Genomic DNA, 19,413 nt, shown 5'->3' on the forward strand with positions numbered 1-19,413 from the left:
TCCGATTTTCAACCGGCCTTGCGCACGGCTTGGCCTTGCTGGCCTGCATCGATGCCCCAGAGTCCTGCCTCCTGTTCTGAAAGCAGGCGGGCTCGTATCAGTCCGCGCACGGAATTGCCGACGTAGACGTCTTCGGCTTCCCGCAGATCCTGGGGTGTCAGATCCGCTTCGCTGGCGAGGCCGCGCTCCAACAGGCCCGCCCGGAACGTGCCGGGCAGCAGCCCGTGGCGAAGCGCCGGCGTCAGCAGTCTGCCGTTCTTCCTGACGAAGAGGGTCGTGTAGCTGCCTTCGGTGAGGTAGCCATTCTCGTTCAGGAACAGCACCTCCTGGCAACCGGTTTGCGCCTGATAGCGCTGGCGTGTGTCGTCGTAAAAGGCACGGTTGGTGGTCTTGTGGAACAGGAACCTGTCAGCGGATTGCGTGCTTTCCTGCGCGATAACAAGATTGAAGACGGCCTCCTCGCCTGCCGGAGGCAAATCCGTCGAAGTCACCGAAACGCCGCCATCTGCCGAAAGCAGCAGACGCACACGACTTGAGCCGGCAAAGGCGCGGCTCTGACGCAGCAGTTCCGCGCGAATATCGTCTTCCTGGAAGCGGAAACCGAAATAGGCAGCTGAAGCCTGCAGACGCTGCATGTGCCGCTCCAGAAGCAGATAACCGTCGCCCGGGTGGTAGGCCAGTGTCTCGATCAGGTCGAAGGCAGGCGTTTCCTCGCTCATGAACCGCAGCTTCAGGGCACATTCGTCATATTCGGGAGACGCGCCGCTGTCGAAGATCACGCCGGACCCGGTTCCCGCTTCGCCGCTGCCGTCCTCTCGCAGCACCAGTGTCCGGATCGCGACGTTCAGGCGGAAGTCGCCACCGGGCGCAAGGTAACCGATGGAGCCGGTGTAGACGCCTCGCGGGCCTGTCTCCAGGTCGTGGGCAATCTGCATGGCGCTGAGCTTCGGCGCGCCGGTGATCGAACCGCAGGGAAACAGATGTTCGATGATGCTGGCAAACCCGACGTGCCCCGGTACCTCGGCCTCAACTGTGGAGGTCATCTGGTGAAGGCTCTGGTAGCGTTCGACCTCGCACAATTTGGTCACCGTCACCGAACCGGTTTCGGCAATGCGCGACAGGTCGTTGCGCATCAGATCCACGATCATCGTGTTTTCGGACCGCTGCTTGGGGTCGCTCGAAAGCATACGCGCAATTGTGCTGTCCTCAGAAGCGTATCGCCCCCGGGGCGCGGTACCCTTCATTGGCTTGGTTCGCAGGCGTGTTCCCTGACGTTCCAGAAACAGTTCCGGCGAAAGCGACAGTATCGTCCGGTCTTCAAGGCGCAGGAAGGCGGCAAACTCCACCGGCTGGCGGCGTAGCAGGGTCCGGAAGATCTGTTCAGGCGCTCCCTGGTGGCGAAACCTTGCGCGCATGGTCAGGTTGACCTGATAGATGTCGCCCTTCGCCAGATGGCCGCGCACGCGGGCGAAAGCCGTGTCGTAGGCGGCCCTGTCCATGTCGAAACCCGGTTTGCCGATGGCAGCCTCGGCCCCATCCGCAGCGCTTGCCAGCAGCGCTCTTGCTTCGGCAAGGTCCAGTTCCTCAGGCGCATCGTAAAGCCCGAACCACAGCAAAGGCTCACCGGTTTCCTGAAACCGCTGGCGCAGCTTTTCCTCGAAGGCGAACCCAAGTTCATAGGCGAGAAAGCCTGCGGCATAGCACCCGTCTTCTTGAGCGGCCTCCAGTCGTTCAAGACATCCCCTGACCTCATCGAGCCGGGTGCAGGTGATGATCTCCTGCGGCGCTTGAAACAGCAGCGCTGAACGCTGCTTCAACAGATCCAGCAAAAGGACCGATCCAGACTGGAAGGGAGAGGCAGGCATCGTTGGCGTCAGTGTCCGCGAGGGTGAAGATTGCTGTCAGCGTGGCACGTTTTCACCCGCCCCGCTGGTCCGTCAGCAGCGGCTCATGGCATTCAAGCGGCATAAGGTCAACCCGGCAGGCCCTCAGACCGGGAGACGCATGAAAAAACCGGCGGACCCGCCGCCGGTTTCAGGCAATCACATTTTGGCAAGGACGTTCCGTCAGGCCGCAACGTCCTTCAGGAAGGCGGTAATGGCCCGGCGCATGTCCTGGGTTTCCAGATCAAGGGTTTCGGCGGCTTCGACCATGGACCCGACGGAGTGGCTGGTGCGTTCGACCGATTCCCGCACGCCGTCGATGTTGTTGGCAACGCGTCCGGTTCCGTCAGCAGCTTCTGCCACGTTACGCGAGATTTCCTGTGTCGCCGAGCCCTGCTCACCGACAGCGGCGGCGATGGCGGCCGTGTAGCTGTTGACCTCGTCCATCGTCGCCGCGATCACGCCGATGGAGTCCACTGCATCCTTTGTTTCCGCCTGGATCGCCGCGATCTGGGCGCCGATCTCTTCCGTTGCCTTGGAGGTCTGCGTGGCCAGTTCCTTGACCTCGGCCGCGACAACCGCAAAGCCTCTGCCCGCTTCGCCTGCGCGGGCTGCCTCGATGGTGGCGTTGAGCGCCAGAAGATTGGTCTGCTCGGCGATCGCCTGGATCAGCGTGACGACCTCGCCGATCCTGTTGGCCGCATTGGCAAGGCCAGCGACCTTGCTGTTGCTGGTTTGCGCGTTTTCCGTCGCCCTGTTGACGATGCTGGTGGTCTGTTCGACCTGACGGGAAATTTCGGCAATCGAGGAAGACAGCTCCTCGGCGGCGGAGGCGACCATCTGGACGTTGGACGAGGCCGTTTCGGACGCGTCCGACACGGATCCGGCCCGCGCAGATGTGTTCTCGGCCACCGTTCCAAGTTCGGAAGCTGCGTCCCGCATTTCGCGCACCTTCAGGCCGACAGCATCAAGTTTGGCGGCGATATCGCTTTCAAAAGCAAGGATACGTTCGTTGATCGCCTGTTGCTTGTCGCGCTCCGTTTCATCGTGCAGCGCGGTTTGCTGTTGCAATGCCATTGACCGGGAACGGGCTGCCTCAGCCTCCTCGCGCGCCTTGTCGGACGTGGCGAACGCTCGTGCCAGGCTGTCGGTCATCCACCACAGGGCAGCGACTTCCGCAACCACGATGACCGCATGAAACACCACGCGGCTGAAATCCGCCCCGCCGGGGAAAACGGCCCAGGGCATAGCGAAATTCAGCACAAGGTGATGCACGGCAACCACGGCTGCGTAGGCAACCAGCGCACGCCAGTCGACCCAGCTTGCCAGGATCGCCAGAACGGCAAAGAAATACATATGCGCATCGAGCTGATAGGAGATCTGTCCGTCCGGCACGGCAAGAGCCGCCACCAGCAGGGCAACCAGACCGGCAAGGGACATGGATGTGGCCAGGCGTGTTTCGACGCTGGAACCGAATTTCACCCAGGTGCCGGTGGCCGCCACACCGAGCAGTAGTGCTGCCCCACAGACCGCTACAAGCGAAACGTTGCCGACCCACCAGGCTGTTCCCATGACCAGGAAGACGTTGATCCAGATAAAGTGGATCAGCATCCGGGCAAACTTCCGCCGGAACTGGTCCAGGCCGGACAGCTGATCCGCTTGAGACATTTCCACCATGTTCATTTCATCTGCTCCAGAGAGACACCGCTCAATCGCGCGCAGGCTTGCGCTATGAAGGATGAGGCCACAAATCCGGCCCCCGAACGGTAAAGACTTGCAATGGACTGCTGTTCGCCAGTCTCGGTGAGCGCCACCCAGTTTCGGTCGCCGACGAACACCACCGGACCGCCCGATCTGGCAACGACGGAAACCGCGCTGTCGCCCCAGGGCCAGGCGAACACCGCCACCGGCCCTTCACGGGCAGGCACCAGTGCGCCAGCAAGCATCAGCACACAGCTCGCCAGAAAATATCCCGCCACAAAGATTTTTGCCGAACGGCCCACCGAATCGATCCTTCAACGCACCTGCGTTCAACCGACGTTCGCAGCGTAACTTTAAGAAATTCTGAAATTTCTACTTATGGTAGTTATTACACGACGGAGCCCGAGAAGATGTTTTCTGCCGCAGAAACAGCGCCTCTGCGGAAAAAGCCCGCTCGTTCCAGAGTGCTCCATATCGCCCTGGCGCGCCTCAGGGCGCTTCGGCGCTTTCCCGGCGGACCGGGTCTGAACACAAAAAAGGGCAGCGCCCTTTAAGCGCTGCCCCTTGCAACAGGAAACCGGCTTTCGGTGTGGCCGTCAGGCGGTCTGACCCAACCCGACGGGGCACGAGACTCCCGTGCCGCCTATGCCGCAATAGCCGGCCGGGTTCTTGGCCAGGTACTGCTGGTGGTAGTCTTCGGCAAAGTAGAAACTATCCAGTTCCCGGATCTCGGTCGTGATGCTGCTGGTCACACCACCGGCCTTGAGGGCTGCCTGATAGGCTTGCCGGGACTGCTCGGCCTGCGCAAGATCGCCGCCATCCTTCACGTAGACCGCAGAGCGATACTGGGTGCCGGTATCATTGCCCTGGCGCATGCCCTGGGTCGGGTCGTGATTTTCCCAGAAGACCTTGAGCAGCTGCCCCAGAGAGATTTCCGCCGGGTCGTAGACGACCAGAACCACTTCGGTGTGGCCCGTGCGTCCGGTGCAGGTTTCATGATAGGTCGGGTTCGGCGTATAGCCGCCCGCATAGCCAACCGCCGTGACGTAGACACCCGGCAATTGCCAGAACAGGCGCTCGGCGCCCCAAAAGCAGCCCATACCGACGACAAGGGTTTTCATGTTGTCCGGATAGGGACCTGTCAGGGACCGTCCGTTGACGAAATGCGTCTCGGCCGGCCGGATCGCTTCGGAACGCCCCGGCAGGGCCTCGTCCTTGGCCGGCAGCGAAAACTTCTTTGTCAGCATCGTCATGAACGACATGGCACTCTCCCGCGTTTACCGGCACGCTCCCCAAAAACGTCACTGGGTTGGGCCGGCTGATTTCAGGAGCATAATGTGGCGCAGCTGCAGCCGGTTTCCAAGGGGCCCGTCACGCAAGAGTGTCCGGCCGTGAACCTTCGGGCCGCTCATGCCTGCCGGCAAATCCCCGTATCAGGCGTAAAGCGCGCGCTGGCTTCGCCGTTTTGCCCCGAGCCAGAGGAACACAAGCCCAATGGGGGCGAACACGGCCCAGACCGGCCATGTCAGCACAGTCTGTTTCAGGGTCTGCCAAACCGTCGCATCGAACGTGGCCACGATGTGGGCCTCCGCCACTGCAAGGGAAGCTGGCGAAAGGTCCTGCCAGACCTGGCCAAGCTGAGCCAGGTGAATTTCCGAAAGAGCAATCGAAGAACTTGCGTCGGATATGCCGGCGATAATTGCGACGGCGACAAAGCCATAGCCAAAGATGCGGAATAAAAACTTCAAAACACTGATCATCGTTCTGCTTTCAGCATTGCATATTAAAAACGGAGTGCCCTGCTCCAGTGAGGCTTTCAAATATTAGCCGCCGGATGTTGAGCATTCCTTTAGGGTAATAGCACCCGGCAGAGGAACAAGATTTGATATTCAACACATTCTTGTGACTTTGGTTCCCCGGCTTCGCAAGTGTTTTTCCTCTCGCTTGCTTGCACATGAGAGCTCCTAAATTAAAGGTTGCAGTGCGCCAACTCACGAAACACCTTGCACACGCCCCTCACACAAGCACCTATGGACGCGAAAGGGAACGCTTGCCTGTTCTGCCAGCTTCACGCGCGCAGCGAGACCTTGCAAGGACGCTATCCCGTAAATCTCGTCCCGCCAGCCGGGTTTCAACTCTGATTCTGTGCAGTCACAACCCTGCCGCCATGCCATTGAACCCACCCGGCCCAGCCTTGCCGGCAGGGTAGCACACATGATTTTTGGATCCGCGTCCTGGCGCTTTTCGTGGCGCGTTCCGGCGATTTTTCACCTGCTCGCTCGCTGCCTGAATGCCCCGGCAATCCACAACAACCGGGGACGATAAAAAAAACTTGTTCAAGTGCTTGCACTTGGTCGCGCCATGGGTATATTGCGCCCCACTCAAGCGGGTGACGCTTGCGACGGACAGGTGGCCGAGTGGTTGAAGGCGCACGCCTGGAACGCGTGTATACGGGCAACCGTATCGAGGGTTCGAATCCCTCTCTGTCCGCCATTTCCATCCTTGCGCTGCCGCCTTCGGCAACTTGAGCGCTTGGCTCCTGGTTTGGATTTTCTCCTCGCTTCTACGCACTTCCCGATTTCTTGGCGACCTGACATATGGTCTTGTGACCAGCGCTATCAGTCAGCTCGTGTCTGCACCGGCATAATCTCAATGGCAGGCCCCGATGTCCCTTTCTATGTCCCGACACAAAAAAGGGGCCGGTCGTGCCGGCCCCTCCTCGTGTCTTGCTTCTGCCGTCAACCGATGCGGATCGACTTGACGTTGACGAACTCCTTCAGCCCTTCCGGGCCATGCTCGCGCCCGTAGCCGGATGTCTTCACGCCGCCAAATGGCATCGTCGGGTAGGCGACGTTGAACGTATTGATGAAGACCATGCCGGTGTCGAAATGCTCCGTCGCCAGCTTGCGGGCGCGTTCGGTGTCCTTGCTGAAGATACCTCCGCCGAGACCGTAGCGACTGCTGTTCGCGATCCGCATGGCATCCTCTTCGTCCTTGGCGCGGATAATGGCAGCGGCCGGGCCGAACAACTCGTCCTCATAGGCGGGCTGCCCAGGCTTTACATCCGCCAGCACCGTGGCCGGATAGAACCAGCCTGTGCGGTCCGGGATCTCGCCGCCGACCACGAGCCGCGCACCCTTTTCGATGCTCTTTTGAACCTGATCGTGCAGTTCGTCGCGCTGCTTCTTCGTCACCATCGGGCCTAACTGTGTGTCTTCGTCGGACGGATCGCCGAGCTTGATCTCCTCGAAGGCCTTGGCATAGGCCTTGACGAAGGCATCGTAGTTCTTCTCGGTAACGATGAACCTTTTCGCGTTCACGCAGGTCTGGCCGTTGTTATAGAGACGCCCCTGCACGCAGGTTTTGACGGCAAGGTCGAGATCGGCGTCGTCCAGCACCAGATAGGCGTCGTTGGACCCCAGTTCGAGCACGGTCTTCTTCACCAGTTCGGCAGCCTTTGCCCCGACAACACGGCCGGCCTTGTCACTGCCGGTCAGCGTCACGCCGCGCACACGGTCGTCTTCAATGATCTTGTCCGACTGGTCGTGCGAGATCAGCAGCACACCGAACAGTCCCTTGGGCAGGCCGGCCCGCTCATAGAGATCGCGCAGGAACAGGCCGCTGCCGGTACAGGCCTCGGCATGTTTCAGCAGAACGCCGTTACCCGCCATCAGGCTGGCGATTGAATAACGGACAGCCTGATAGGCGGGAAAGTTCCAAGGCTGAATGCCGTAGACAACGCCGATGGGCGAGTGCGTGACATAGCCCTTGCCGCCGTCGACCTCGCGCTCTTCATCTGCCAGAGCGTCCGGACCTGTCTTGGCCGTATATTCGCAGATCGCGGCGCATAGGCTCACCTCACCAAGGCTGTCCTTGAGCAGCTTGCCCACTTCATCGGTCATCAGCCTGGCGAACTCGTCCTTCGACTTGCGCATTTCCGCAGCAATCGCCACGATCACTTCGGCACGCTCCTTCAGGCTTTTATGGCGCCATTCGAGGAATGCCTTGTGACTGGCCTCAACGACCGCCATGGCTTCCGCGTCAGACATATAGGGATAGGATTTGATTTCCTTCTCGGTCAGCGGATTGATCGTCGTGAGAGACTTCGACATGGAACTATTTCCTTCTGGTTCAGGTATTCGTTGAAACGGGGGCGAGACAGTCAGCCGTGGGTGTAGCGATGACTGGACAATGTCTTTTCGACATCCGCCAAAGCCCCCATGACCTCCTTGTGCCAAGTGCCCTCTGGCAGCTTGCGGATGGCGGAATGGGCAGCACACACGAAGGGCGTTCCGGACCATGCCTCTGCAAGGTCACGCGCCCATCGGTCGTAGTCGTCCGCGGCGCCTGCACGCTGCTGCAGTGCCTTGGCGAGCTGAGGATGGAACCTCAGTTTTGACTGCGGCAGAAGCTTGCCAAGAAAGCCCGGGGCCGCCAGCACATTGAGCGTGTCATCGACATGGACAATGCCGCTTTCCCGGTGGCGCACGAGGACCGAGGCAACGTGCACGTTCTTGTGGGGAGAGACGAAGTCGACACCCTGCGGCACCGAGAACTGGAGGTCGTTGGCAAACTCTTGCCAGGTCGCCTCCTGCTCGATGACACCCGTCTCCCAGGGCAGGTCCGGCGCCTGCTCCAGATGGCGGCGTGTGCCGATGAGGCGGGCATGAGGCAGAAGTGCGTGGACGGCAGAACAATGGAGTGTGTGGAACGGGTGCACGTTCAGGATGGCCTCGATGGCCCGCCCCTCGTCCGTCAAGGACAACAGCGCATTCCGGTCGTCTTCATCCAGGTCATAGCTGTCGAGAAGCAGAAACTTTCCACTTGCCCTCCGCACGAGCGACATATGGGTGCCGAAGTTGATGACCTTGGCAATTTTGAAATCGCCCCGAAACGTCCAGAAATTGTCGGCCAGTTGCCTCATAAGGCGGCTTTCCCTCCAATAAGGATGTGTGTCAGACGGGCACAACCGTCAGTCCTTAAACGGATTGGGGCGGGGTCCGTTCCCGCGACAAAATGGACCGGCCGCATCGCGCGGCAGACAATGACCATCTCCTGGATGTGCTTTGCGACCTCTGCCACGCGCATGCCAAAGGCTTCTCACCGCGGTTAAGGCGGTGTTCGTTTTCAGGCGGAAAAGCTGGCGGGATGCCCGCTCCAACGGGCAGGCAAGAGATGACAAAGCCGCGCAAGTGCCGGTATCGCAGGCGGCCTGCAAGCAACAAGGCCGAGGACCCGGGCGCAGCTTTTGCCTCGCCTCCCCCGTGATGCTTTGCTGACGCGAGAGACGCAATTAATCCAAAGCTCAAAGAATAGTCCCGCAATCCGAAGATTGCGGGAGGTTCCTAGGCCACTTCGGCCGGGTCCAGAAAGCCGCCGGACTGTCTGTTCCAGAGCTGGGCATAGACCCCGCCCTTTTCCAGAAGCCTCTGGTGGGAGCCTTCTTCGATGATCCGGCCCTGATCCATGATGATGAGCCGGTCCATTGCCGCGATGGTGGACAGGCGGTGGGCAATGGCGATGACCGTTTTGCCCTTCATCAGATCAAACAGGCTCTCCTGGATTGCGGCCTCGACTTCCGAGTCCAGAGCCGACGTCGCCTCGTCCAGGATCAGGATCGGCGCATCCTTCAACAGAACACGGGCAATCGCGATCCGCTGACGCTGCCCGCCTGAGAGCTTGACGCCACGCTCGCCGACATGCGCGTCAAGTCCGCGCCGGCCCCTGAAATCCTGAAGGTCAGGAATGAAGGACATGGCGTGGGCCTTTTCCGCTGCCACGATTGCCTCTTCCCGGGTCGCGCCGGAGCGGCCGTAGACGATGTTTTCCAGCACCGACCGGTGCAGCAGCGACGTGTCCTGGGTGACCATGCCGATCTGCGCCCGCAGGCTGTCCTGGGTGACGGCGCTGATGTCCTGGCCATCGATCAGGATACGCCCGCCTTCCAGGTCGTAGAAGCGCAACAGCAGATTGACCAGCGTCGACTTGCCTGCACCGGACCGCCCGACCAGCCCCACCTTCTCGCCGGGTTCGATCCGAAGCGACAGATCCTCGATGACGCCCTTGTCCTTGCCGTAGTGGAAGCGGATACGGTCGAAGACGATTTCGCCCCTGGAAACGGCCAGCGGCCTGGCGTCCTCACGATCCACCAGAGTGTGCGGTTGGGATATCGTTGACATGCCTTCCTGCACCGTTCCGACATTTTCGAAAATGTCGGTCGTGATCCACATGATCCAGGCAGACATGTTGACGATGCGCACCGACAGCGTGATGGCCAGCGTCAGCGACCCGACCGTGACGAGACCACTCTGCCAGAGGCTGATCCCAAGCGCACTCAGGGACGCGATGAAGATGCCGTTGACGATCCACAGCAGGATGACCATCTGCGACAGCGGCCGCAGGATGTCGTAGAATTTCCTGGTGTGATCTTCCAGCGACTCGCGGGTATAGGCTTCCTCATTGCGGCCAGCGGCGAACAGTTTGACGGTCAGGATGTTGGTGTAGCTGTCGACGATCCGCCCGGTCAGGCTCGAGCGCGCTTCGGACATGATCGCCGAGCGTTCCTTGATCTTGGGAACGAAGTAGCTCAACAGCCCCACGTAAATCGTGAGCCAGCCGGCAAGCGGCAGGATCAGCCAGGCATCGACACCGGCAAACAGATAGATGGCCGACACGACGTAGATCAGCACAAACCAGATCGCATCGATCAGCGACACGACGGAGCCGCGCAGGGAGGGTCCTGTCTGAATGATCTTGTTCGCAATCCGGCCGGCGAAATCGTTGTTGAAGTAGGATAACGACTGCCCCAGAACGTGCTTATGCGTCTGCCAGCGAACGAGGTTCGTCATGGCCGGCTCGATGATCTGAAACTTGATCATCGTGTGGCCCGAGCCAAACAGCGGACGCAGGATCACGACCACCACCAGCATCCAGACCAGTTCACCACCGTGCTCGGCAAGCAGCCGGTCGGGACCTGTCGTGTTCAGATAGTCGATGATCCGTCCGAGGTAATCGAACAGCGCGACCTCGATGATGGAAACCACGAAACCAAACGCCATGAGCCATGCCAGAGGCTTCCAGATCTGCCGGATGAAATGCCAGTAAAACGCGCTCAGTTCGGAAGGGGGCGGGGTTCCGTCATGGTGCTTGAAAGGGGAAACAAGACTTTCGAGATAAGAAAAGACCGTGTTCATCGGTCAGGTGCTCCGTTCAAAGGTAGAGATTTACGAAAAAAATCGTACCGGGACGGAGATGCTCATCAGAGATTCGGGTCGCGGGCGGTACGGATGAAATGCTGATACCGACACGGGAACCGAATTTGGTCTGCGTGCCGGTCTAGTTTTGACCGAGGGTTCGCATAGGGATCTCTTGAGTTGTGATTGCTGTTGAACACGAAGGCCGGCGCCCGCGCAAAATGTGCACGCTGTCCGACGTTGCAACCTTAGCGACAGTTTATGTCAGATCAAGTTGAAAATGTGAGGGGAGGCGACAGACAGGTGCACACGTGTGAATTGCGCCACACTTTCGATACATGATCCCCCGGCACTGCCGGCCTTGCCGGATCAGCAAACGGCAGCAGCCCCGGCTCGCGCAGAAGTTTGGCCGCGTGCCTGACTGTTGATAGAAGGATGGGAGGCAAGACACAGTTCAAGCACTATATGGGAAGGCAAAGACAACACGTCTGAACAAAGGGGGCCCTCGGAATTGAGTTTACTCCTGGAACGTGACCTATATCCGTTGGCCCAACGAAGCTGGCTGCAAGCGTGTGAGGAAATGCCATGAACGAAAGCCAGACGAAATTGACTGCTGCGGAAGCAAAAGGCCTTCGCACCGCCAAGGAGCTTGAGGCTCATCTTTCATGGCTTGAAACCTTCACACCTGCGGCGCTCGGAGTTCTCGCCATCGCGTCGGGTATCTACACCTACCTGGGTGTATCCTCCTTGCTGGAGGATACGGGGGCGATGAGTTTCTTCGCGGCCGTGGCCTATTCGGTCGCGGTGTCGGTCGGCATATTCGTATTCTGGAGTTACATGCTTCGGCTCATGCCTGCGATGCGCAGCGCGGCGGGGTTCATAGGGCTTTCGATTTCGATGCTCGTGGGATCAGCGGCGATCATTGCCATGTCGAGCTGGCTCAACGCCGCCGCCCTTGCGGGATCGGCGGCTGTCGAACAACACCTGGACACGACAGTGCGTGACTATCAGGCGGCTTTGGAGCAGGCACATGAAATCGCCCTCTCGGGCCAGGCTCTCGGACGCGAGGTTCAACGTGCCAAGGAAACATTCGAAGCACTGGCCCAACAGGAACGCTCCGGCGAGCTGTCGGGCGCAGCAGGCGAAGGCGCGGTCTTTCGTGTTCTGACGCAAAAAACAGAAGAGCTCCAGAACCTTGAAGCGCAAATTGCGGAACAGCAGCCCCTGATCGACTCTGCCTTTGACCAGGGCAACCAGATCCTTGGACGCATGCGAGCCCTGACGGTTGCCCCCGGCCCGGTTGAGCAAAGGTCGGTCGCGTTTTCGGAGGAAAGCGTGCGTCTTGCCGGTGTCATTGCCAGCCTGAACCAATACTCCGTTGCGCCGCTCGTCGCGCGCGCTGCCGAGGACCTGCCGGCATCTGTCGTGCTTCCCGAACTTGATGGGCGAAACAGCAGCGTGCGAGACGCGCAATCAAGCACCATCACATCCGTGTTGAACGCACTCGACCAACGCAGCCAAACCCTGAGGCGCGCCGCTGACGAGGTGCTGGCGTTGGAGCCGCCACAGGAGACGGCCTATAATCCGATCTCAAGCGCTGACGCTGTGATCAGATACGCAGGCAATTTTGTCCCCTCCTGGGCTGGAGCCATTGCGATTGACCTTCTGCCGGCTGTTCTGGTCTTTATCCTGGCGATCACCCAATCCGCCATCCGCAGCGGCCGAGATGGACTGAGCATCGAGGAAACGCTCACGCTTGCAGACCTGAAGGCGGCGATCAACGCGATGAAAGATGTTGAGGCTTCGATGGGGGCGGCAGACAAGGAAGTCTTGCGCCGTGTCGCAGATACGGAAACGTCCGAGCCTGCAAACCTGAATGCCGCGGAGTAGCACGACGTGTTTTCCGAGCGCTATGATACGTCACGGATAACCATCCAGCGCAGCTTGAAGTGGGTTCTGATCGCACAGGCGCTTCTGGCGGTCGTTCTGGTGCTTCTGGATTTGCCAACGCAATGGATGCCGCGGCTCGGTGGGAACGATGCCCTGCCTACCGGCCCGACGGCTCCCGGCGATCAGGTAAGGCGTTACGAGCCAACCCGAAGCTTTCCCGACTTTACTCAAAAACCTCCCCCGTCGACTGTCGAAATTCCTGGTGAGATGCCTCCCAGGCTCCAGTTCAAGGTCGTCGACGGCGGCGAACAGGAGGACGCAATTTTCATGAATGGCCGGATCTCATCCGGTGACGCTCAACGCTTTGAAAGCTTCCTGGCCAGCCTGGAGGACATCCCCAAGGTGGTTACGCTCCATAGCCCCGGCGGAAATGTGAGTGAGGCATTGGCAATAGGCCGGAGCCTGCGCGCAGCTGACCTGGAGACCGCCATGCAGCCCGGTCTGGTCTGCCTGTCTTCGTGTCCTTACATCTTTGCGGCCGGCGTGAAGCGTTCAGCGTCCAAAACGTCAGCCATCGGCATGCACCAGCATTTCTATGATGCCCCCGGCTACATGCCGGTTTTCCTGGCGGTGGAAGAGATTCAGTACGGCCAGGGGGATACCATGAAATACCTCATCGAAATGGGTATCGACCCAGGCCTGATGGTGCATTCTCTCAACACGCCCCCCAAGGAAATCTACATTCTGGCTGAAGATGAACTTCTCGATACCAAGCTTGCGACGGACATTCAGGACTGAGCACTGTTGAGCAGAGGTCGTATCGACACCCCTGACTGCCGGCCTGCGGGCGCATTGCCGATCGTCGGCCAGATTCCCCCACTCCGCCGTCCTGGAACGAGCTCAAGACGGGAATGACAGCTTGTTTGCTTCGATCGCGTTTAGCCGACATTCTCGTCTCGTAAATGCCCGGGCGTTTCCGGCCCTGAGTCGACATTCGCTGCGCGTTGAACGAATGTCCGGAATAAAGGCGAAGTGACCTGGGGAAAGTCGGTCAGTCGTAAGCTTGCCTCTCTCGCAGCTTGACCACTGCGGCGATTACCAGCCCGAATAGCATATGACCAATGAGCGAAGCCCAAGTTAGTTTGATAAAGCCGAGAAAAGGTGGCAATCCAGCGAATAGATGCGCCATGAAATAAAGCGCGAAAACCCATAGACCGATGCCATATCCCAAGCCCACCATCCACCAGGGTAAGAACGGGGTGATAACGCGAGCAACCGGACGGGAGATGAACAGATAACCCAGTGGGTAGAATACGACGCCGACGATTGCATGAATAAACTCTGCAATAAGCAGGTTTTGAAAGCCAAATACGGATTGCACCAATGCAGCCGGCTGAAGCGGTCCACCTACCCAGAGCGGTGTGATCATGCGAGCCCAGAACTCCCAAGTGATATCGGCCGCGGCTCCTGCAAGAACCGCTGATGCGAGTACCCCGAGAGAGAACTCAGGAAAGTGGGAGCGTATACCTCCGTTCATTTCGAGTGCACTATTCATGACCATTCTCCTCAATTGTTCACCGAACTGCGGTATGGAAGTTCATCTAAAGTGCCTCTAGTCTAGGCCTCAGAAGCGGAATCGCGCCAATATCTACGACCAATGAATTCGATAGGCTGCCGCTATCGTGCCGTATTAGAGTCGGTTCAATTTGAGGTTCCGGATGGAAATGCATCAGGTTCGGTATTTTCTGGCGGTCGCGCGTAATTTGAACTTCACACGCGCCGCGGAGGAGTGCCATGTATCGCAACCTTCTTTGACCCGGGCCATCAAGAATCTCGAGATTGAACTGGGTGGGGAATTGTTCCGCCGGGAACGGTCCAACAGCCATTTAACCGAGCTAGGGCAAGTAATGTTGCCGCTTTTGAAAAACAGCTACGAGAGCGCTTTGGCTGCTAAGTCCCAGGCTGAGAAAATGAAGTCCGGTGCTCTGGCTTCTCTGCGGATCGCTTTGACCCAGTCTGTCGACTTCGACATCGTTTCGGACAGCTTGCAAGAAGTCGGGCGCAGTTTTGAGGAAATAAACATTACTTGTCAGCGCCTTTCAGGTGAAGGCGTTCTGAAAGGCTTGCGAAACGGCGACGTGGACATTTGTATTACAGGTGATCTGGAGGAAAGCTGGGATCGATTGGACACCTGGGAGTTATTTGTTGAACCTCACGCAGTGGCTCTGAGCGTTGAGCATCCGCTGGCTGCCAGAACCAGGCTAGATCTGACGGACCTTGCCAGTGAAAGACTGATCACGCGTCCATATTGTTCGATGTGGCCGACTTGTGCGTCAATATTGAGAGAGGTGGGTGTCGACATCGACCGCTGCCACGAAGCAGGTAGCGATCGGGATGTCATAAGATTGCTGGAAGCCGGACTTGGGGTCGCCTTGGTTCCGCTTAGCACCAGGATCGGTGACAGGTCATGCAAAATTCCATTGTCGCATGACTTCAAAAAGTCGATTCATTTATATGCCGTCGCCGGGCGCCAGCGGTCGAAAGCATTGAACGGATTGATCAATCTTCTTCGATCGGCTGACTGGGATCGCTTTCAAGATCTAGAGATTGCCAACTAAGGTGCCCAACAAGACAGGACTCCGCTTGAAAACACTGCGCGGGTTCGCCCCATACAAATACATCTGCAAAATTTAGTTAGCTGAACAACAAAGGGTGAGGCTCAAGCCAACCCATTGAATGCCGGTCCGGAACACCTATAGCGATTTCAACACGGCAAGAATGTCTTCAGGGTCTTTGCGTTTGCGAAAGTCAGCGTTGACATATCTATCCAGTATTCGTCCGTCAGATGCCACGACAAATGTTGCGGGAATGGGAACCACCCAGCCAGTCGTCGCGAGAACATGTACCAGGTCACTACCATTCTTCGTGAAAAGCGTTTTCAGTTCATCTCCCAGCCAAACTGCAAGTCCAAGCGAAAGGGCATAGCCATTGTCGACATCGGTCAGCACCGGGAAACTAAGCCCGCACCGATCTCTCAGTCTATTGGCATATGATCTCGATTCCGGAGTAATCGCGACGATACCAGCCCCGAGATCTGCAATTCGTTCAGAATACTTTTCGATTTGTGTCAATTCCAGCCGACAGACAGAACACCAATGTCCCCTGTTCATGCTTAGGACCAGAGGTCCATTTGTCAGCAGGTCTCCCAGGCTGATCAAGCGGCCTCTGTGGTCGGGAAGCTGAAATTCCGGGAGTTGATCGTCGATTTTCGGGCAAGTCTCCCCTGCTTCCGCAGCGACTAACCTCGAGACGATGTTCTGATATTCCTGCGAAACGGCGGGATGCCCGGTCTTCAGGCGTTCCTCGTTTTCCAACAATAGTTCTTTAAGTCGCTTGTTCTTGGCCATTAGTTATTTTGCCTACTTGGGAATTGGCCGGTAAAGCCTTCTACCAACAAACTTCATAGCTTGCAGCTATCAATTCAATTCCTTGCAACGCTTCGTCTTATGCAGCGCCAACTTAACCAATCGAATGCGTCGTTGTTCTGGAAAATAGGGCATGTCGGCTATCGACAGGGGCCTGGGACTTACCGCAGAGCTACGGTAACCTGAGACATTTTCGTGAAAGCGCCGCTGCTTCTGATCGAATTCCGTATTTGGATTGGACGCGTGTACTCAGCTCACACGGATAGCCGCCGGACATGACTGAATTAAGATTACCGTTGGCCTGCCAAATCTCGCTCAAAGAGCAAAACGAGTATAGCTGCTTGCTATGGAACGTATTGCCGAACGGCATTGGAGCTATGCAAAGACTATGGGTAACTTCCGTCTTGTCAACAACAAACCTTTACGGAGATTACTTATGAACACCACCAAGAAGATCCTGTCGTCCCTTTGCGCCGCAACGCTTCTTTCCACTGCCCTCATTGGACATGCATTCGCCGATCCGGATGATACCCGCTACAGCCTGACCGGCAACAAGGCTCTGACGGTGCGCCAGTCGCAGATTGTGAACGAACGAGCCCTACGGGCCGCCCGGACCCTGCCGACACAGACCCAGGAAAAAATCAATCACAGCACGACAGCCGATTATCCGGATCAGGCCTTTGGAGATGCCAATGGGGATACTCCAATTTCGGTTCGCCGGGCCAAAGCTGACAAAACAGCGCCCAATGGCCTCCCGATTTTGCCATTCCTCAGTGATTGGAATGGTCAGGCTGCCGCTGGTTTTCCCCATAAGTAAAACAGTGCGTCCGACTGGAGGTAATCCAGACACAGCCATCAACTATCCTTGCAATGACATGTGTGGCCCGCTGAGTTGCTCTGCGGGTCACACAGGCTATTTGACGTCAGCAGAGGGATTTCGACCAACGTTGCCAACATCGGCCATAGCCGCAAGCTATCAAAACTCGAGACAATCGGTATTTCAACAATCCACTTCGGATACTTAGCATCGCAGCATTCCGACTGAATTCATCTTGAAGGGAACTCAACATGATTGCCGCGCATATGACTATCAATCCGCACTCCGAAAATGACGAGGCACTTAAGGTTGATTTTCATAACCTCGCCAATAGACCCCGAAGCAGCCGGAACCCAGAACAAGTTTTTCCAAGTGCCTTGACATTGATCGCTCATGACCTGCGCGGGCCTTTGGCAACGCTCCGCTCCCTGATTGAATTGATTGAAGCCTATGACAAGGGAGCAAGACCGGAGAAAATAGAAGCTTGTACCAGGCGAGCCAGCGGGATTATTGACGGTTTGGATGACTTTCTGAATTCGATCCTTGAAAGAACCTTGAAGACCGGAGATCCGCTAAAATTTGAACCAACTGTACTTCAGCTAAACGAGGTTTTGGAAAGGGCAATTGAAAACAGTCAACCAACAAACGGTGACACCACAGTTTCGTTGCTCAATTTCACGAATGAAACGCTTCTGGTGCTAGGCGACGCGCAGTTGCTTTATCAAGCAATTGAGAACCTGATTGGCAACGCGGTTAAGCATTCCACTTCTGGAACGCAAGTTGATTGCAGTCTGAAACAGTACGATGACAAGGCTGTCCTCAGTATACAAGACAGAGGTACAGGCCTTTCCAGAATGGACATCCAAAGAGCATTCAAACCGTTTACAACGCTTTCCTCAAAACCTGCTGGTGAGTTAAGATCATGGGGATTAGGATTGTGGATAGTGAAGCTTATTGTCGAACAACACGGTGGTGACGTTTCCGTGGCATCGGCCGGACCGGGTAAAGGTTCGACATTTACTATTACGTTGCCTTTGCTTGCCGACATCAATCAGAAACAGGAAAAGAAGCCTCAAGCCCGTTCTCCAATCTGATTTTACGTATCTGGTATAGTTAACGAAACACTGACATTCTCCGCTGAGTATTTCCTTATCTCCAAAAAGACAAAAGCGTCCATGAGCGCGCTAGGGATGGAGTGTCAGCTTTGCTGGCCGAGCAACCGACTACCCCATCGTCTTCTCCCGACCCTTTTCAGTCGATCCTTTATCCCGCAGCGGACGACCGCTTCCCGCCCCATAAAGACCTTTGCTCGCCGTACAACGAACGGCGGCTTAGCTTGCGTCGAAGAAATCCTGCGAACGACCGGGATGGGTGCACCTTGCCGTCCTGCAATTTACGTGCAACGAAGGCCGGGTTGAGCCCATCCTCGCAATTTCTGCGGCGCGACATTTCATGGCAAATGAGATGCGTGCAACCATAGCTTCTGCGTGCAATCCTGACCCGAGATACCGATTGGGATCGAGTGATGCGCCGCGAAATTCGATTGCTCGTACGAGTAGATGATGCAGGATCGAGTTGGTCATCCAACATTGGATGTCTGCGCTCGTGCACCGAGGGAATCGCGCGGAGCGTCGAGGTCATGATGCCATGTCCATGGACGTCGCATGCTGCGACGCTTCTCAACGCGCATCGCGAGATCGACGTCGGTATTCATTTGACCCTGACAAGCGAGTGGGATGCAGTGAAATGGCGCCCGCTTACTCAGGCTGCAAGTCTCACCGACGAGACGGGAAACTTTCTTCCATTGCTGACGCCGAAAGACGGTGACAGCAGGCGTTGTCTGTCGGAGGCGAACTGGTCACTTGATGAAGTTGCCAACGAATTCAGAGCCCAAATCGTGCTCGGGCTCGGAATCTTCAAAAACGTTTCGCATGTCAGCTCCCATATGATCCGGCACTTCAAGGACTTCGATGCCAGGCTCGGTGACGTCATTTCCGACCTCTGCCTTGAATTTGGACTTGATGACGACGCCTTCGGTCACGGCCTCCCCAGGATTGAAGGGTATCCCAAGTTTCCAAGGGAAACCGGGCACCGGGTTGAAGCCTTCATGCAGCACCTCGATGAACTTGGTGAGGGCACATACATTTTCATAGATCATCCGGCTGTCCTCTCATCAGAGCTGAGCGCGACGGGGCACGTTGGATATGAGGACGTAGACGAGGATCGCGTGACCTGTCTGGAGACGCTGAGAAGCTCTGCTGTGCGAAAGCGCATCGACCAACTCGGTATTCACCTGATCAGCTACAGAGACCTTTGATCCAACGGAAGCAAGGTGCGCCCTGCTGACGTTGAAACCCTGGTGTCACGTGACCCGCTTTCGGAATACCAGCCAGAGCCTGCGAAGGTCCGAAACGGCGATCCCCCTCAGAACCTGATATTGACCCTTGCATTTGCTCCCTGGTCCCTTGCGTTTTCCCCGAAGGCTCCCTGGTAGGAAAGGCCGA

The 19,413-nt window shown here is 57.5% G+C and carries 16 protein-coding genes and 1 tRNA gene; 7 read left to right on the forward strand and 10 right to left on the reverse strand.

The window, feature by feature from the left end:
- Positions 1 to 8: 8 nt before the first annotated feature.
- From pabB to V1T76_RS04375, 5 genes are all read right to left on the reverse strand, one after another.
- Entirely contained in the window at positions 9 to 1,865 is a 1,857-nt protein-coding gene (gene pabB, locus V1T76_RS04355) for an aminodeoxychorismate synthase component I (RefSeq protein WP_330559378.1), read from the reverse strand.
- A 201-nt stretch (positions 1,866 to 2,066) separates the two neighbouring features.
- Complete coding sequence (locus V1T76_RS04360) at positions 2,067 to 3,566, reverse strand: methyl-accepting chemotaxis protein (RefSeq protein ID WP_330559379.1); 1,500 nt, start codon at positions 3,564 to 3,566, stop codon at positions 2,067 to 2,069.
- Positions 3,563 to 3,886 carry a hypothetical protein gene (locus V1T76_RS04365; protein ID WP_330559380.1) on the reverse strand — a complete coding sequence of 108 codons (324 nt, stop codon included), beginning with the start codon at positions 3,884 to 3,886 and terminating at the stop codon, positions 3,563 to 3,565. Before V1T76_RS04365 ends, V1T76_RS04360 begins: the two co-directional genes overlap by 4 nt.
- A 294-nt stretch (positions 3,887 to 4,180) precedes the next feature.
- Positions 4,181 to 4,846 (reverse strand): peptide-methionine (S)-S-oxide reductase MsrA, encoded by a 666-nt coding sequence (gene msrA / locus V1T76_RS04370; RefSeq protein WP_330559381.1) that lies wholly within the window; start codon positions 4,844 to 4,846, stop codon positions 4,181 to 4,183.
- A 171-nt stretch (positions 4,847 to 5,017) separates the two neighbouring features.
- Complete coding sequence (locus tag V1T76_RS04375; protein WP_157139774.1) at positions 5,018 to 5,332, reverse strand: hypothetical protein; 315 nt, start codon at positions 5,330 to 5,332, stop codon at positions 5,018 to 5,020.
- A 655-nt stretch (positions 5,333 to 5,987) separates the two neighbouring features.
- Here V1T76_RS04375 and V1T76_RS04380 point away from each other — a divergent pair.
- Positions 5,988 to 6,077 (forward strand) — tRNA-Ser (locus tag V1T76_RS04380).
- A gap of 245 nt (positions 6,078 to 6,322) precedes the next feature.
- Here V1T76_RS04380 and V1T76_RS04385 read toward each other — a convergent pair.
- From V1T76_RS04385 to V1T76_RS04395, 3 genes are all read right to left on the reverse strand, one after another.
- The gene (locus V1T76_RS04385; protein WP_330559382.1) at positions 6,323 to 7,696 is read right to left on the reverse strand and encodes an NAD-dependent succinate-semialdehyde dehydrogenase; all 1,374 of its coding nucleotides are present in this window, start codon (positions 7,694 to 7,696) and stop codon (positions 6,323 to 6,325) included.
- 50 nt (positions 7,697 to 7,746) lie between these two features.
- Entirely contained in the window at positions 7,747 to 8,508 is a 762-nt protein-coding gene (locus V1T76_RS04390) for a hypothetical protein (RefSeq protein ID WP_330559383.1), read from the reverse strand.
- A gap of 421 nt (positions 8,509 to 8,929) precedes the next feature.
- Positions 8,930 to 10,777: an ABC transporter ATP-binding protein gene (locus V1T76_RS04395; RefSeq protein ID WP_330559384.1), complete on the reverse strand. Its 1,848-nt coding sequence runs from the start codon at positions 10,775 to 10,777 to the stop codon at positions 8,930 to 8,932.
- A 585-nt stretch (positions 10,778 to 11,362) separates the two neighbouring features.
- Here V1T76_RS04395 and V1T76_RS04400 point away from each other — a divergent pair.
- Both V1T76_RS04400 and V1T76_RS04405 read left to right on the forward strand, forming a co-directional pair.
- Positions 11,363 to 12,667, forward strand: coding sequence for a hypothetical protein (locus V1T76_RS04400; protein ID WP_330559385.1), 1,305 nt, complete (start codon positions 11,363 to 11,365; stop codon positions 12,665 to 12,667).
- Between the two features lie 6 nt (positions 12,668 to 12,673).
- Positions 12,674 to 13,465 (forward strand): hypothetical protein, encoded by a 792-nt coding sequence (locus tag V1T76_RS04405; protein ID WP_330559386.1) that lies wholly within the window; start codon positions 12,674 to 12,676, stop codon positions 13,463 to 13,465.
- 253 nt (positions 13,466 to 13,718) lie between these two features.
- On the opposite strand, the gene V1T76_RS04410 is transcribed toward V1T76_RS04405, so the two are convergent.
- Complete coding sequence (locus tag V1T76_RS04410; protein ID WP_330559421.1) at positions 13,719 to 14,204, reverse strand: hypothetical protein; 486 nt, start codon at positions 14,202 to 14,204, stop codon at positions 13,719 to 13,721.
- Between the two features lie 181 nt (positions 14,205 to 14,385).
- Between V1T76_RS04410 and V1T76_RS04415 the strand changes: the two genes are divergently transcribed.
- On the forward strand, positions 14,386 to 15,285 hold the full coding sequence (locus tag V1T76_RS04415) for a LysR family transcriptional regulator (RefSeq protein WP_330559387.1): 900 nt from the start codon (positions 14,386 to 14,388) through the stop codon (positions 15,283 to 15,285).
- 135 nt (positions 15,286 to 15,420) lie between these two features.
- Here the strand turns inward: V1T76_RS04415 and V1T76_RS04420 are convergent, their stop codons facing one another.
- On the reverse strand, positions 15,421 to 16,074 hold the full coding sequence (locus V1T76_RS04420) for a peroxiredoxin-like family protein (RefSeq protein ID WP_206910896.1): 654 nt from the start codon (positions 16,072 to 16,074) through the stop codon (positions 15,421 to 15,423).
- 454 nt (positions 16,075 to 16,528) lie between these two features.
- On the opposite strand from V1T76_RS04420, the gene V1T76_RS04425 reads away from it, so the two are divergent.
- The 3 genes from V1T76_RS04425 to V1T76_RS04435 all read left to right on the forward strand — a co-directional run bounded on the left by V1T76_RS04425 (position 16,529) and on the right by V1T76_RS04435 (position 19,226).
- Complete coding sequence (locus V1T76_RS04425; protein WP_330559388.1) at positions 16,529 to 16,909, forward strand: hypothetical protein; 381 nt, start codon at positions 16,529 to 16,531, stop codon at positions 16,907 to 16,909.
- A gap of 251 nt (positions 16,910 to 17,160) precedes the next feature.
- Positions 17,161 to 18,003, forward strand: coding sequence for a sensor histidine kinase (locus V1T76_RS04430; protein WP_330559389.1), 843 nt, complete (start codon positions 17,161 to 17,163; stop codon positions 18,001 to 18,003).
- Positions 18,004 to 18,434: 431 nt separating this feature from the next.
- On the forward strand, positions 18,435 to 19,226 hold the full coding sequence (locus V1T76_RS04435) for a carbohydrate deacetylase (RefSeq protein WP_330559390.1): 792 nt from the start codon (positions 18,435 to 18,437) through the stop codon (positions 19,224 to 19,226).
- Positions 19,227 to 19,413: the final 187 nt, after the last annotated feature.

This window comes from Roseibium sp. FZY0029, from assembly GCF_036350355.1.
GTDB lineage: Bacteria > Pseudomonadota > Alphaproteobacteria > Rhizobiales > Stappiaceae > Roseibium.

Bases quoted from the DNA above. Each gene is read 5' to 3' on its own strand.
- pabB (WP_330559378.1), bottom strand. From the start codon at position 1,865: ATGCCTGCCTCTCCCTTCCAGTCTGGATCGGTCCTTTTGCTGGATCTG.
- V1T76_RS04360 (WP_330559379.1), bottom strand. From the start codon at position 3,566: ATGAACATGGTGGAAATGTCTCAAGCGGATCAGCTGTCCGGCCTGGAC.
- msrA (WP_330559381.1), bottom strand. From the start codon at position 4,846: ATGTCGTTCATGACGATGCTGACAAAGAAGTTTTCGCTGCCGGCCAAG.
- V1T76_RS04385 (WP_330559382.1), bottom strand. From the start codon at position 7,696: ATGTCGAAGTCTCTCACGACGATCAATCCGCTGACCGAGAAGGAAATC.
- V1T76_RS04390 (WP_330559383.1), bottom strand. From the start codon at position 8,508: ATGAGGCAACTGGCCGACAATTTCTGGACGTTTCGGGGCGATTTCAAA.
- V1T76_RS04395 (WP_330559384.1), bottom strand. From the start codon at position 10,777: ATGAACACGGTCTTTTCTTATCTCGAAAGTCTTGTTTCCCCTTTCAAG.
- V1T76_RS04400 (WP_330559385.1), top strand. From the start codon at position 11,363: ATGAACGAAAGCCAGACGAAATTGACTGCTGCGGAAGCAAAAGGCCTT.
- V1T76_RS04410 (WP_330559421.1), bottom strand. From the start codon at position 14,204: ATGAACGGAGGTATACGCTCCCACTTTCCTGAGTTCTCTCTCGGGGTA.
- V1T76_RS04415 (WP_330559387.1), top strand. From the start codon at position 14,386: ATGGAAATGCATCAGGTTCGGTATTTTCTGGCGGTCGCGCGTAATTTG.
- V1T76_RS04420 (WP_206910896.1), bottom strand. From the start codon at position 16,074: ATGGCCAAGAACAAGCGACTTAAAGAACTATTGTTGGAAAACGAGGAA.
- V1T76_RS04425 (WP_330559388.1), top strand. From the start codon at position 16,529: ATGAACACCACCAAGAAGATCCTGTCGTCCCTTTGCGCCGCAACGCTT.
- V1T76_RS04430 (WP_330559389.1), top strand. From the start codon at position 17,161: ATGATTGCCGCGCATATGACTATCAATCCGCACTCCGAAAATGACGAG.
- V1T76_RS04435 (WP_330559390.1), top strand. From the start codon at position 18,435: ATGCGCCGCGAAATTCGATTGCTCGTACGAGTAGATGATGCAGGATCG.